This is a genomic window from Pseudomonas fluorescens, from assembly GCF_902497995.1.
Taxonomy (GTDB): Bacteria; Pseudomonadota; Gammaproteobacteria; order Pseudomonadales; family Pseudomonadaceae; genus Aquipseudomonas; species Aquipseudomonas fluorescens_BK.
Genome location: NZ_CABVII010000015.1, coordinates 1 through 14,298 on the forward strand (window position 1 = coordinate 1; position 14,298 = coordinate 14,298).

Consider the following 14,298-nt stretch of genomic DNA (forward strand, 5'->3'; position numbering starts at 1 on the left):
TTCGCCGGCCAGCTGGAAAACATGCTTGGCCAGGTCGACCGCCACGGTAGTGCAGGCCGACAAATCGGCAGAAGACAATGATTGATCAATCGAAGTATGCTTTTTCATGGACTCGCCCTCGCTGTCGATGGCTGTTTAGACTGCCACCGTGGCGCATTGACGCCTCGGCGTGGGCGAGTCCATCCAATTACAGGGGGCGTGTCGTTCCTGCACAAACCTGCGCTGACATACGGCGAATAATCCGGTAACACCGTCTCGACCTTGCCTGGTTATTAGCCGATGGCGAGGTTCGTTGCATGGCCACTCAGAAAAAATACAAGCGATACACAAACTGTAACAAATGGGCCGGATAGTGCGCGTTTGGTCGGCATGGCATCGACTTTCGAAATAGAAATGTTTCCGAATTGCGTCAAGGCCAATCGATCTAAAAATGATCGAAAAAATACCTTTCAGGAATTAGATCGTGGGGCGACCGCTCTATTTCGGGGGTGAGCTGTATTCCTGAAAGGTATAAAAAAAGGATTTAACAATTCTTTTTTGGATTGTGACTAATTCATGACCCCGCAATGACCAAAAAATCTGGGATTAGACCATGGTCGTAGACACACAAAGTTACGATTGACTTGTGGGTCACCGTCTGGCGCTAATCGCGCATCTTAGGATTCTGGGCAAACGATCCAGGGCCAGGACTACAAGAATTAGAAAAGAGAGGAGCGACACAATGAACAAGTCCACCTTGGCCCTGGCCGTGGCCGTAGGGGTTTTGGCGCAGCAGGCAGGCGCCGCGGGTTTCATCGAAGACAGCAAGGCTTCCGTCAGTTCCCGGACCATGTACTACAACAACGATAATCGCGATGGCGGCGCAGATCAGCGCGAGACCGCTGAAGGCCTGAAGTTCGATTACCTGTCCGGCTTCACCCAAGGCCCTGTCGGTTTTGGTTTTGATGCCCAGGCGCTCCTCGGTATTCACCTCGAGGGTGGCCGGGGTCATCACCCGGATAACAACTCATTCTTCCCGAGCGACACCGACGGTTCGGCATCGGACACGTACAGTCGCGTGGCAGGTAACGTCAAGGCGCGCTTCTCGAAGACCGAGGCCCACTATGGTGGTGCTCTGCAACCCAACATGCCGATTCTGGTAGCGAACGACAGCCGTCTGCTGCCCCAGACCTTTGAAGGTGGCACCATCACCTCGAAGGAAATCGACAACGTGACCTTCAACGTCGGGCAGCTCGAACACGCGGCGGGTCGTGCCTCGTCCAACACCACCGGTCTGGCAGTGGCTGGCGGTACCGAGGAAAGCAACCAATTCCGTTATGCCGGTGCGGACTGGAAGGTCACCAAAGACCTCACCCTGCAGTACTACTATGCGAACCTGGAAGACTACTACAAGCAGAACTTCCTCGGCCTGGTGCACGTCCTCCCGATCAGCGCCAACCAGTCCTTCAAGTCAGACCTGCGCTATTTCGACAGCAGCTCCGACGGCAAGAACGGCGATGTGGGCTACCGGTTCAATAACAACGGTGGTTTCGCCAAGACCCCGGGCGAGGTCGATAACAAGACCTGGAGCGCCATGTTCACCTACACCCTGGGTCCTAACGCTTTCCTGGTCGGCCATCAACGTGTCAGCGATGACGGCGGCTTCGTTTATCTGAACCAGGGCAACGTGGTCGATGGCAACGGTCGCAACGAAGGGGCCGGCGGCTCGAGCTTCTATTCGTTTACCGATTCGATGATCAATGGCTTTGTCCGGGCCGGTGAAAACACCACCTTCGGCCAGTACACCCTCGACTTCGCCTCTCTGGGTGTTCCAGGCCTGAAAACTTCGGTCGCCTACCTGCATGGCGATAACATCAAGGCTGCCAATGGCACTGGCGGCGATCAATCCGAGTGGGAACGTGACTTGCGAGTGGACTACGTTATCCAGCAGGGCGCCCTCAAAGGTTTCGGCACTACGCTGCGCCATGGCACCTACCGTGGCAGCGATACCGGTATCGCCAGCCAGGACCAGACCCGTCTGATCTTCAACTACACCTACAGCTTCATGTAACTGATTTTCCGAAAAGCCTTGCCCAGCTGGGGCGAGGCTTTTTTTTGGATTTTTTTGTTATTCCAAAATAGTCAACGATGCTAATTTTTTATTCTTTTTAGTTTTTGTTTCCGCCCCTTAAAGTGCAGCCATCAGACACTCATCAGGCGCAGCAAACACCCGCCTCAGACAGCAGCAACGACCCGATTTCATTGCCCGGCAAATGGGCTTACTGGCCGATACCCCGTATCCCGGCCCGGACGAAGACTGCGAAGCTATATTCCTAAATGGAATGAAAAAGAATGAAATAAATTATTTTGGCTTTATCATGCCGGCCGCAAATCGCGGTGGGCAAACCGCAGTATGGCGCTGATTGCGCCTCCAGGATCCGGGCATTCGAACCAGGACCAGGAGCCTAAAAGATTAGAAATGAGAGGAGCGAAACATGAACAAGTCCACGTTGGCCCTGGCTGTGGCCGCAGGGGTTTTGACGCAGCAGGCAGGCGCCGCCGGTTTCATCGAAGACAGCAAGGCAACATTGGGGCTGCGCAACTTCTACATCAACACGGATAACCGTAGCGGTGCCGCCAATCCAAGCAGAAACGAAGAATGGGGCCAAGGCTTCGATCTGCGGTTCATCTCCGGTTATACCCAAGGCACCGTAGGTTTCGGCGTCGACGCCATCGGCCTGTTGGGCGTGCGTCTGGACTCGGGCGGCGGCACTAACGGTGCAGCCAACGGCGCGGCCTACGGTGGCACTGTTTTCCCTAGCGAATCCAACGGCGAAGCGGTGGATAACTTTTCCAGCCTGGGCCTGACGGCCAAGGCCAAGATCTCCCAGACCGAGCTGAAACTGGGGACCCTGCAGCCAAAACTGCCGGTTATCGTGACCAACGACGGTCGTCTGTTACCGCAAACCTTCCAGGGTGGTCAGATCACCTCGAACGAAATCAAAGACCTGACACTGGTCGGCGGTCAAATCGAGCACGTCAAAGGCCGTAACTCCAGCAGCAATGAACAACTGTCTATCGGGGGCGCTTCCGCGCGTACCGCCAACAGCAACAAGTTCATCTATGCCGGTGGCGACTACAAGATCACCAAAGACCTGACTGCCCAGTACTACTACGGCAATCTGGAAGACTTCTACAAGCAACACTTCCTGGGTCTGGTGCACAACTGGTCAATCGGTCCGGGCGTGTTGAAGTCTGACCTGCGTTATTTCAACAGCTCCGATGACGGTCTGAATGGCAACACTGCGGCCTATTACAGCAACGGTAACTACAACAGCACCGCCAACGGTAAAGGTAAGGTCGACAACAACCTGTATAGCGGCCTGTTCCTGTATACCGTTGCCGGCCACACCTTTGGCGGCGGCTATCAGGTCAGCAACGGCAGCAGCGACTTCCCTTGGCTGAACCAGGGTGACGGCTCGTCGGCTTACCTGACTACCGACAGCCAGATCGCCAAGTTCGCCCGTGCCGGCGAACGTACCTGGCAGGCACGCTACTCGTATGACTTCGCCAAGGTTGGCGTGCCTGGCTTGACCGCCGGTATGGTTTACTTGCGTGGTGACGACATCGATACCCGGTCCCCAGCGAGCACTAATAGCTCCGAATGGGAACGCGATCTGACTGTTGGTTATGTCGTACCGGAAGGCCCGTTGAAAAACGTCGGCCTGATGTGGAAAAACGCTACATGGCGTACCAACATCCCGGGCCAGCGCGACCAGGACGAAAACCGCCTGATCGTCAGCTACTCGATCCCGCTGTTGTAACAGCGCTCGCGTAACTGAAGTAAAAAAGCCCCGCCCGGCATCACGCCGGGCGGGGCTTTTACGTTTTCAAGTCAGGCTCACCCCGTAAACCCTCCTCGAAATCCCTCTTTTTTGCAGCGACTCAAGGCCTTCTCGAACCTTGGCGCGGATAGTCGTCCTGAGGCTGGATCTAGTCCAGTGAACAGATTTTTAATATTCGTTTTAGATCTAGATAAATCGATATTTATTCTTTTTAATAGACAAAAAATACAGGCACAGTTGGGCTCAACAAGCACTCACAAGGAGCAGCACCATGAGCCTCAGACTGGGCGATATCGCCCCCGATTTCGAACAGGATTCCAGCGTCGGCACCCTCCGTTTCCACGAGTGGCTTGGCGATAGCTGGGGCGTGCTGTTTTCCCACCCGGCGGACTTCACGCCAGTGTGCACGACCGAGCTGGGCTTCACGGCCAGGTTGAAAGACCAATTCGCCCAGCGTGGGGTCAAGGCCATCGCGCTGTCCGTAGACCCGGTGGATTCACACCACCGGTGGATTGAAGACATCAACGAAACCCAGGACACGATCGTCAATTTCCCGATCCTGGCCGATGCCGATCGCAAGGTTTCGGACCTCTACGACCTGATCCACCCCAACGCCAATGACACCTTGACCGTACGTTCATTGTTCGTCATCGACCCGAACAAAAAGGTCCGGTTGACCATCACCTATCCGGCGAGCACCGGCCGTAATTTCAATGAAATCCTGCGGGTGATCGATTCGCTGCAACTCACGGATAACTACAAGGTGGCGACCCCGGCCAACTGGCAGGACGGTGATGAAGTAGTAATCGTGCCGTCGCTCAAGGATGAAGATGAAATCAGCAAACGCTTTCCCCAGGGTTATCGCGCGGTGAAGCCGTACCTGCGCCTGACGCCGCAGCCTAATCGCTAAGCTACCAATCCTGTAGGAGCGAGGCTTGCCCGCGAAGGCGTCGTCATAGCCACCATCAATGTCGGATGTGATGGCCTCTTCGCGGGCAAGCCTCGCTCCTACAGGGGGTAGCGTGCATTCACAATGCAGGGGTTTTCGGGCCGTTTCGACGGCCTTTTTTTACGGCTCGAAAACGCAAAATCACTTATCTCTAAAACGAATAACCAAATGAATAAATATGATTTATGGATATAACAATCACCTGTTAAGGTCACTTCCATCAAAGCGAGACCGCACACCGCGAATCGCCAACACCGCCCAAGGAATCGTCTGAATGCTGGTTGTCTCACTCGGTGGCAGTCCCAGCCAGCGCTCCCGTTCCGGGGTGCTGCTGGAACGCTCTCAACGTTGGTTGCAGGAGCAAGGTGTGGAGGTGGTGAGTTATCAGGTACGGGACTTCCCGGCCGAAGACTTGCTGCACGCACAGTTCGACAGCCCGAAGGTGATCGACCTGCTGCAACAGATTGAAAACGCTGATGGGCTGCTGATCGCTACCCCGGTCTACAAGGCATCGTTCTCCGGCGCACTGAAAACCGTGCTGGACCTGCTGCCCGAGCGCGCCCTGGCCCATAAAGTGGTTTTGCCAATGGCCACCGGTGGCAGCATCGCCCACATGCTGGCGGTGGATTACGCGCTCAAGCCGGTGCTGTCGGCGTTGAAGGCACAGGAAATGCTCCATGGGATTTTCGCCGTCGACAGCCAGATCGCTTATGGCGTAGGCAGCGCCCAGGCGCAGTTGGCGCCCGAGCTGGAACAACGATTGAACGAGTCGCTGGAGCTGTTTTTCAGCGCCATGGCCCGACGGCCAAAGCCGATCGACCCAAACCTGTTGAATGAACGTTTGTTGAGTGCTCGCTGGAGCATTTAAGCCTGCACTCAAGCCACACCTGAATTTGAAGTACTCACCTTACTGGCCCGCCAACGGGCAAGCAGGTGCAGCCAAAACCCAACTGCAAAAAGGAGAGCGCTATGCGCACTGTCATTTTGCGTCGTGGTCTGGTCGCTCTGTTTGCTGCGGCCGCCTTCGGCGTCATTACTCAAGCTCAGGCGCTTTCTACCCAGGAAAGCGTTCTTCGTATCGGTTATCAGAAGTACGGCACCCTGGTGCTGCTCAAAGCCAAAGGCACCCTGGAAAAACGCCTCGCCACCCAAGGCGTGGACGTGCAATGGACGGAATTCCCCGGCGGCCCGCAGCTGCTGGAAGGCTTGAACGTCGGCTCCATCGACTTCGGCGTCACCGGCGAAACGCCGCCGGTATTTGCCCAGGCGGCCGGTGCCGATCTGCTCTACGTCGCCTATGAACCACCGGCGCCTCACAGCGAAGCGATCCTGGTGCCGAAGGACTCGCCGATCAAATCGGTGCAGGAGCTCAAGGGCAAGAAAGTCGTCCTCAACAAAGGCTCCAACGTGCACTACCTGCTGGTCCGTGCGCTGGAAGACGCCGGCCTCAAATACACCGACATCCAGACCGTGTTCCTGCCGCCGGCCGATGCCCGCGCCGCGTTCGAGCGTGGCAGTGTCGATGCCTGGGTGATCTGGGACCCGTACCAGGCGGCTGCCGAACAGCAGCTGCACGCCCGCACCCTGCGTGATGGCCAGGGCATCGTCGACAACCATCAGTTCTACCTGGCGACCAAACCCTACGCGCAGAAAAATCCCGAGGTGATCAAGACCCTGGTGGAAGAAGTGCGCGCGGTCGGGGAATGGTCCAGAGCCAACCCCATCGAGGTGACCAAACAGGTCTCGCCACTGCTCGGCCTGCAGGCGGACATCACCCTGACCTCGGTGAAACGCCAGGGTTACGGCGCACTGTTCCTGACCCCTGAAGTGGTCGCCGCCCAACAGAAAATCGCCGACAGCTTCTACCAGCTCAAGCTGATACCGAAGCCGCTGAGCATCAAAGACGTGATCTGGACGCCACCGGCGGCCGTTGCCAAAGCACAGTAATTTCGATTTCCCAAGGAGACCACTCCATGAGCCTCAATATTTTCTGGTTCCTGCCTACCCACGGCGATGGCCATTACCTTGGCACCGCCGAAGGCGCTCGCGCCGTCGACCACGGTTACCTGCAGCAAGTCGCGCAAGCGGCGGATCGCCTGGGCTTCGGCGGGGTGTTGATCCCTACCGGTCGCTCTTGCGAAGACTCGTGGCTGGTGGCTGCGTCGCTGATTCCGGTGACCCAACGCCTGAAATTCCTCGTCGCCCTGCGCCCCGGGATCATTTCCCCGACGGTGGCGGCGCGTCAGGCCGCGACCCTGGATCGCCTGTCCGGCGGTCGTGCACTGTTCAACCTGGTCACCGGCGGCGATCCGGAAGAATTGGCCGGCGACGGTTTGTTCCTGACCCACGAAGAGCGCTATCAGGCTTCGGTGGAATTCACCCGCATCTGGCGCCGGGTGCTGGAAGGAGAAACCGTCGATTACGACGGTCAGCACATCAGCGTCAAGGGCGCCAAGCTGCTCTATCCGCCGATCCAGCAACCGCGTCCGCCGCTGTACTTCGGCGGTTCTTCGGAAGCGGCGCAGGATCTCGCGGCAGAACAGGTCGAAATGGTCCTGACCTGGGGTGAGCCGCCCGCAGCCGTGGCCGAGAAGATCGCACAAGTACGCGCCAAGGCCGCGAAGCTCGGGCGCACGGTGCGCTTCGGTATTCGCTTGCATGTGATCGTGCGGGAAACCAATGCCGAGGCGTGGCAAGCGGCCGATCGCTTGATCTCACACTTGGACGACGAAACCATCGCCCGTGCCCAGGCTTCTCTGGCCCGCTTCGATTCCGTCGGCCAGCAACGCATGGCGGCGCTGCATGGCGGCAGTCGCGATAACCTGGAAGTCAGCCCCAACCTGTGGGCCGGCGTTGGCCTGGTGCGCGGTGGTGCCGGTACGGCGCTGGTGGGCGACGGTCCAACCGTGGCTGCTCGCGTGAAGGAATACGCGGACCTGGGCATCGATACCTTCATCTTCTCCGGTTATCCACACCTGGAAGAATCCTACCGCGTCGCCGAATTGCTGTTTCCGCACCTGGACGTCGAGCGTCCGGAGTTGCCGAAAAGCGCCGGTTACGTCAGCCCCTTCGGTGAGATGGTCGCCAACGACATTCTTCCCAAAGCCGCGTCCCAGAGCTGAGGCGCGCCATGAAGAAAATTACCCATAGCCTCGCGCCCTGGGCGTTGCCGGTGTTGCTGCTGGCGGTATGGCAGTTGTCAGTGTCGGCGGGCTGGTTGTCGACGCGAATCCTGCCGGCACCCATTGCCGTCATCGAAGCCGGCGTGAGCCTGGTCCGCAGCGGTGAAATCTGGACTCACCTGGCCATCAGCGGCTGGCGTGCGGCACTGGGCTTCGCCATCGGTGGCGGCATCGGCCTGACCCTGGGCTTCATCACCGGCCTGTCGAAATGGGGTGAGCGCCTGCTCGACAGCTCGGTGCAAATGATCCGCAACGTACCGCACCTGGCGTTGATTCCGCTGGTGATCCTGTGGTTCGGGATCGATGAGTCGGCGAAGATTTTCCTGGTCGCACTGGGCACGCTGTTCCCGATCTACCTGAACACCTATCACGGCATCCGCAACGTCGACCCGGCGCTGGTGGAGATGTCCCGCAGTTATGGCTTGTCCGGTTTCAGCCTGTTCCGTCAGGTGATCCTGCCAGGTGCATTGCCTTCGATTCTGGTCGGTGTGCGCTTCGCCCTGGGCTTTATGTGGCTGACCCTGATCGTCGCGGAAACCATTTCCGCCAGCTCCGGCATCGGCTACCTGGCGATGAATGCCCGGGAGTTCCTGCAGACCGACGTGGTGGTGTTGGCGATTCTTTTGTACGCGGTGCTCGGCAAACTCGCCGACCTCGCGGCCCGTGGGCTTGAACGTGTGTGGTTGCGCTGGCATCCGGCCTATCAGGTCTCCAAGGGAGGTGCCGCATGACCGCTCAACAACCTCCACGCCTGCTGCGCGGTATTGCGCTGGCGGTGCGCAAGCTGCAAAAGACCTTTGGTTCGCGGCAAGTGTTGCGCGAGATCGATCTGCACATCCCGGCCGGTCAATTCGTCGCGGTCGTCGGTCGCAGCGGCTGTGGCAAAAGTACCTTGCTGCGCTTGCTGGCCGGTCTCGACAAACCCACGGGCGGTGAATTGCTGGCCGGTTCCGCGTCGCTGAGCGAGGCGCGGGAAGACACCCGGCTGATGTTCCAGGAAGCGCGTCTATTGCCCTGGAAGAAGGTGATCGACAACGTCGGTCTCGGGCTCAAGGGCAACTGGCGGCCGCAAGCCCTGGACGCGTTGGAAGCGGTGGGCCTGGCGGATCGCGCCAACGAGTGGCCAGCGGCCTTGTCCGGGGGGCAGAAGCAACGTGTGGCCCTGGCGCGCGCGCTGATTCACCAACCGCGCTTGCTGTTGCTGGACGAGCCCCTGGGCGCCCTGGATGCCCTGACTCGCATTGAAATGCAGCAGCTGATCGAACGTCTCTGGCAGAAGCACGGCTTCACCGTGTTGCTGGTGACCCACGACGTCAGTGAAGCGGTGGCGATTGCCGATCGGGTGATCCTGATCGAAGACGGTGAAGTCGGTCTCGATCTGCACGTGGAATTGCCACGTCCTCGGGTTCGCGGCTCCCATCGGCTGGCGGCACTGGAAACCGAAGTCCTCAACCGCGTGCTGGCGCTGCCTGGCCAGCCGCCGCAGCCGGAACCTGTTTCACCATTGCCCACGCAATTGCGCTGGGCGCAATAGAAGCAGCGGCAAGTTGCAAGCTTCAAGCTGCAATGTAGAAGCGCAGTGATGTTACTTGCAGCTTGCCGTTCATTTCGACCTCAGGAGAAATCGTATGACTATCAAAGCCATCAACGTTCGCAACCAGTTCAAGGGCTCGATCAAGGAAATCGTGCTGGGTGATGTCCTTTCGGAAATCGACGTGCAGACCGCTTCGGGCATCGTGACTTCGGTGATCACTACGCGCTCGGTGAAAGAGCTGGAGCTGGTGGTTGGCAGCGAAGTGATCGCGTTTGTGAAATCCACCGAGGTGTCGATCGCCAAGTTGTAAGCGACGTGCATTGCGCACAACCCCGGAGGGTATGAGCCCTTCGGGGTTTTGTATGTGCGTGAATCAGTGGGTTCGGTGGTGTGGCCTTCGCGAGCAAGCCCGCTCCCACATTTGACCGCGTACTTTCCCGCCGACTCGGTCGAAATGTGGGAGCGGGCTTGCTCGCGAAGAGGCCCGCACGGTCAACAAAAAAATCAGGCCGGATGAGCGCGCTTGGGCAAATACGGCGGTAGATACAGCCCCAGATACGCATCAAACACCCGCATCCCTTCCTCCGCCATGCGCGGCGTGATCTGTTCGTGCTGTTGCACCGAGCGTGCATACACCCGATCCCCCAACTCCATGGCCAGCGCAAACACATCGACATCGGTCGGCAACTTTGGCAGTTCGAAGTGATGATCGAACAACTTGTGCATCAGGTCTCCGAGCTCGATGTCGTGCTGGCGGTCGGCCTGGGTGACTTCGGTCAGGCCGTGCTGGGCGAGGATCAGTTGCCGGGCGGCAGCATCTTCGTCGTAGATGTCGAGCATGCGTTGTTCCACCAGTCGCGACAGGTCGCGCCAGCCGCTGAGGGCGTCATGGTCGATGGGCGCTTGCAGGCAAGCGCGGAAGGCGGCATGGACGTCGGCGGTCAGGGCTTCGAGCAGGGCCGGGACGCTGGCGAAGAAGTGGTAGACCGAGGAGGGCGGGATCTCCGCGCGTTCAGCGACGCTATAGATCGACAGGCTGGCCACGCCCTCGGCCGCCAGCAGCGTGCGGGCGGCATCGAGTATCGAATCGATCCGGGCCTGGCTGCGGGCGCGGGGTTTGCGTGGGGTGGCGAGTCGGGTCATTGAAGTCTCCTGCGGGGCAGCGGGCATTGTACGAGCCGAGTTGTGTGTTGTCTGCCGGGACGCCTTCGCGGGCAAGCCTCGCTCCTACAGTCGATCATTAAACGTATATCCCTGTAGGAGCGAGGCTTGCCCGCGAACCGCCGAAGGCGGCCATAAAAAAACGCCGCAAGCCTTATCAGCCTGCGGCGTTCTCGTTTATAGCAACCGCTTAAACGGTATGCAGGTACCAGTTGTACTCGAGGTCGGAGATGGAATGTTCGAATTCCTCCAGCTCACTCTCTTTACAGGCGACAAAGATATCGATGTATTTCGGATCGATGTACTTGGCCATGACTTCGCTGTCGTCCAGCTCGCGCAGTGCATCGCGCAGGTTGTTCGGCAGGCTTTGCTCGTTCTGCTCGTAGCTGTTGCCTTCGACCGGTGCGCCCGGTTCGATCTTGTTGGTCAGACCATGGTGCACGCCCGCCAAAACCGAAGCCATCAACAGATACGGGTTGGCATCGGCGCCGGCCACACGGTGTTCGATGCGCACGGCATCGGAAGAACCGGTCGGGACGCGAATCGCCACGGTGCGGTTGTCCAGGCCCCAGCATGGCGAGTTCGGCACGTAGAACTGTGCGCCGAAACGACGGTAGGAGTTGACGTTCGGGCAGAGGAACGCCATCTGCGCCGGTAGGGTCTCGAGCACACCGCCGATCGCGTGACGCAGTGCGGCGTTCTGCTCGGGATCCTCGCTGGCAAAAATATTCTTGCCGTCTCTATCAAGAATCGAGATGTGGACGTGCAGACCGTTGCCCGCCTGGCCCGGGTAAGGCTTGGCCATGAAGGTGGTGTCCATTTCATGGTCGTAGGCGATGTTCTTGATCAGACGCTTGAGCAGAACCGCGTAGTCGCAGGCCTTGATCGGGTCGGCCACGTGGTGCAGGTTCACTTCGAACTGCGCCGGGGCACTTTCCTTGACGATCGCGTCGGCCGGGATACCTTGCTCCTTCGCACCTTCCAGAATGTCCTGGAGGCAGTCGACGTATTCGTCGAGGTCGTCGATCAGGTACACCTGAGTCGAATGCGGACGTTTGCCGGAGATCGGCGAGCGCGGCGGCTGTGGACGGCCGTTCACATTTTCCTGGTCGATCAGGTAGAACTCCAGTTCGAACGCGGCGCAGATGGTCAGGCCCATCTCGTCAAACTTGGTAACAACTTGACGCAGGACTTCACGGGGATCCGCGAAGAAAGGTTCACCTTCGAGTTCGTGCATGGTCATTAACAGTTGCGCGGTAGGGCGCTTCTGCCAGGGCTCGTTGCACAGGGTGTCAGGGATTGGATAGCAGATTCGGTCAGCATCGCCGATGTCCAGGCCCAGGCCGGTGCTTTCCACCGTCGAGCCATTGATATCCAGAGCAAATAGAGAGGCCGGCAGGTTGATGCCTTTCTCGTAAACCTTGTGGAGACTGGTGCGTTCAATGCGCTTGCCGCGCACCACACCATTCATATCCGCAATCAGAAGGTCAACGTACAGAACCTCAGGATGTTCCTTAAGGAACGCGTTCGCTTCGTTAAGCTGAACGGCACGCGGGGGTACCGACATGATGCAACACCTTTGTTGTTAAAAATATCAATCATTGATCTCTTCGGTTTCCAGTCAACCCGAACGGCATGCCGAAGTCAAGTGAGGCCTTTTTTGCCCTAAAAAAGCGCTCGTAAGGCTTTTTTGCGGCAGTTTTGGGCGTTTTTATGCCTTTGAACACTTTACCGGCCGCGGGCTTGAGCGGGCCGTGTTGTATTTTTTACGGGGGTGTTGTGTAAAAAAATGAACAAGGCTAAGCTCGATTCAAACCCATAACAGCAATAATACCGGGGTGCTTCATGTCTCGCCTGCCGTCAATCGACGTCACCCTCTGCTCCGGGCAGATCGGTCTGCATGCTTATCACATCAGTGGCGACAAGTACGACCAAACCGCCAAGAGCGTGCCGGCGATTATTCCATCCCTGCTGGATTGGCCGTCCCCGTCCGATATTCTGGACGGCCTGGACGACATTCTCTTTACCGGCTCTCTTTCTAATATAGAACCCTTTCACGCGAGCGGCCCGGCGAATGTGTCGGGTCCTGCTCATGATTCTGCACGCCCATCTACGCTCTCGTTGATCCACGACATTGTCGAGGCGGGCCTTTGTGCGCGGCCATTGCAGTGGCAATCTGTACCAAGCGACGCCGATGCGTCAAACGACGCCTGACTTATAAGAGTCAGGAAACTCAGCCTAAGAGGCATTTATGAGTCACAACCTCGACCAGCTCACCGATTGGTTGAAAGACCACAAGATCACAGAAGTCGAATGCATGATCGCCGACTTGACCGGGATCACCCGGGGCAAGATTTCGCCGACCAACAAGTTCATTGCCGAAAAAGGCATGCGCCTGCCCGAGAGCGTTCTGTTGCAGACCGTGACCGGCGACTATGTCGAAGACGACATCTATTACGAACTGCTCGACCCGGCCGACATCGACATGATCTGTCGGCCGGACGCGAATGCGGTGTTTCTGGTGCCCTGGGCCATCGAGCCGACCGCCCAGGTGATCCACGACACCTACGACAAGCAAGGCAACCCGATCGAGCTGTCGCCGCGCAACGTGCTCAAGAAGGTCCTGAAACTCTATGCCGACCACGGCTGGCAGCCGATCGTGGCGCCGGAAATGGAGTTCTACCTGACCAAGCGCAGTGAGGACCCGGACTATCCGCTGCAACCGCCGATTGGCCGTTCCGGCCGCCCGGAAACCGGTCGCCAGTCCTTCTCCATCGAGGCGGCGAACGAGTTCGATCCGCTGTTCGAAGACGTCTACGACTGGTGTGAATTGCAAGAGTTGGACCTCGACACCTTGATCCACGAGGACGGCACCGCACAGATGGAAATCAACTTCCGTCACGGCGATGCCCTGTCCCTGGCCGACCAGATCCTGGTGTTCAAGCGCACCATGCGCGAGGCCGCACTCAAGCACGACGTGGCGGCCACCTTCATGGCCAAGCCGATGACCGGCGAGCCGGGCAGCGCGATGCACTTGCACCAGAGCATCATCGACATCGAGACCGGCAAGAACGTCTTCTCCAATGCCGACGGGACCATGAGCCAGCTGTTCCTGAACCACATCGGTGGCTTGCAGAAGCTGATTCCCGAACTGTTGCCGCTGTTCGCCCCGAACGTCAACTCGTTCCGCCGCTTCCTGCCGGACACCTCGGCACCGGTGAACGTGGAGTGGGGCGAAGAGAACCGCACCGTGGGCCTGCGGGTTCCGGATGCGGGGCCGCAAAACCGTCGGGTGGAAAACCGCCTGCCGGGTGCCGACGCCAACCCGTACCTGGCCATCGCCGCGAGCCTGCTGTGCGGTTACATCGGCATGGTCGAAGGCCTGAACCCGAGTGCGCCGGTAGTGGGGCGGGGCTATGAGCGCCGCAACCTGCGCCTGCCACTGACTATCGAGGACGCGCTGGAGCGTATGGAAAACAGCGCGACCGTCGAGAAATACTTGGGCAAGAAATTCATCACTGGCTACGTCGCGGTCAAGCGGGCCGAGCATGAAAACTTCAAGCGCGTGATCAGTTCGTGGGAGCGGGAATTCCTGCTCTTTGCCGTCTGATGCGCCGGGCGCGGCGGGAAATTGCCGCGCCCTTCACA

Annotated in this window: 12 protein-coding genes and 1 pseudogene; 11 read left to right on the forward strand and 2 right to left on the reverse strand. The window is 58.6% G+C overall.

Annotated features, from left to right (window positions below; genetic code table 11):
- The first annotated feature begins 721 nt into the window (after nt 1–721).
- The 9 genes from F8N80_RS17940 to F8N80_RS17980 all read left to right on the forward strand — a co-directional run bounded on the left by F8N80_RS17940 (nt 722) and on the right by F8N80_RS17980 (nt 9,799).
- Entirely contained in the window at nt 722–2,050 is a 1,329-nt protein-coding gene (locus tag F8N80_RS17940; protein WP_150747142.1) for an OprD family porin, read from the forward strand.
- Nucleotides 2,051–2,474: 424 nt separating this feature from the next.
- Entirely contained in the window at nt 2,475–3,803 is a 1,329-nt protein-coding gene (locus F8N80_RS17945; RefSeq protein ID WP_150784363.1) for an OprD family porin, read from the forward strand.
- Nucleotides 3,804–4,095: 292 nt separating this feature from the next.
- A complete protein-coding gene (locus F8N80_RS17950; protein WP_150747140.1) occupies nt 4,096–4,734 on the forward strand; it encodes a peroxiredoxin in 639 nt (212 codons plus the stop codon).
- Between the two features lie 313 nt (nt 4,735–5,047).
- Nucleotides 5,048–5,641, forward strand: a complete 594-nt coding sequence (ssuE, locus tag F8N80_RS17955) for an NADPH-dependent FMN reductase (protein ID WP_150784364.1) — start codon at nt 5,048–5,050, stop codon at nt 5,639–5,641.
- A gap of 101 nt (nt 5,642–5,742) precedes the next feature.
- The gene (locus tag F8N80_RS17960) at nt 5,743–6,720 is read left to right on the forward strand and encodes a sulfonate ABC transporter substrate-binding protein (protein ID WP_150784365.1); all 978 of its coding nucleotides are present in this window, start codon (nt 5,743–5,745) and stop codon (nt 6,718–6,720) included.
- 26 nt (nt 6,721–6,746) lie between these two features.
- A complete protein-coding gene (ssuD, locus tag F8N80_RS17965) occupies nt 6,747–7,895 on the forward strand; it encodes an FMNH2-dependent alkanesulfonate monooxygenase (protein WP_150784366.1) in 1,149 nt (382 codons plus the stop codon).
- An 8-nt stretch (nt 7,896–7,903) separates the two neighbouring features.
- Nucleotides 7,904–8,686 (forward strand): aliphatic sulfonate ABC transporter permease SsuC, encoded by a 783-nt coding sequence (gene ssuC / locus F8N80_RS17970; protein WP_150784367.1) that lies wholly within the window; start codon nt 7,904–7,906, stop codon nt 8,684–8,686.
- Nucleotides 8,683–9,489, forward strand: a complete 807-nt coding sequence (gene ssuB / locus F8N80_RS17975) for an aliphatic sulfonates ABC transporter ATP-binding protein (RefSeq protein ID WP_150784368.1) — start codon at nt 8,683–8,685, stop codon at nt 9,487–9,489. The genes ssuC and ssuB overlap by 4 nt, the downstream gene beginning before the upstream one ends.
- A 94-nt stretch (nt 9,490–9,583) precedes the next feature.
- A complete protein-coding gene (locus F8N80_RS17980; RefSeq protein ID WP_003229256.1) occupies nt 9,584–9,799 on the forward strand; it encodes a TOBE domain-containing protein in 216 nt (71 codons plus the stop codon).
- 194 nt (nt 9,800–9,993) lie between these two features.
- On the opposite strand, the gene F8N80_RS17985 is transcribed toward F8N80_RS17980, so the two are convergent.
- Both F8N80_RS17985 and F8N80_RS17990 read right to left on the reverse strand, forming a co-directional pair.
- Complete coding sequence (locus F8N80_RS17985; RefSeq protein WP_150747134.1) at nt 9,994–10,632, reverse strand: TetR/AcrR family transcriptional regulator; 639 nt, start codon at nt 10,630–10,632, stop codon at nt 9,994–9,996.
- A 208-nt stretch (nt 10,633–10,840) separates the two neighbouring features.
- On the reverse strand, nt 10,841–12,217 hold the full coding sequence (locus F8N80_RS17990) for a glutamine synthetase family protein (RefSeq protein ID WP_054616983.1): 1,377 nt from the start codon (nt 12,215–12,217) through the stop codon (nt 10,841–10,843).
- A 278-nt stretch (nt 12,218–12,495) separates the two neighbouring features.
- Here F8N80_RS17990 and F8N80_RS17995 point away from each other — a divergent pair.
- Nucleotides 12,496–12,801 (forward strand): annotated as a pseudogene (locus tag F8N80_RS17995) (gamma-glutamyl-gamma-aminobutyrate hydrolase family protein); the annotation flags it as partial.
- A gap of 100 nt (nt 12,802–12,901) precedes the next feature.
- Nucleotides 12,902–14,260 (forward strand): glutamine synthetase family protein, encoded by a 1,359-nt coding sequence (locus tag F8N80_RS18000; protein ID WP_150747132.1) that lies wholly within the window; start codon nt 12,902–12,904, stop codon nt 14,258–14,260.
- Nucleotides 14,261–14,298: the final 38 nt, after the last annotated feature.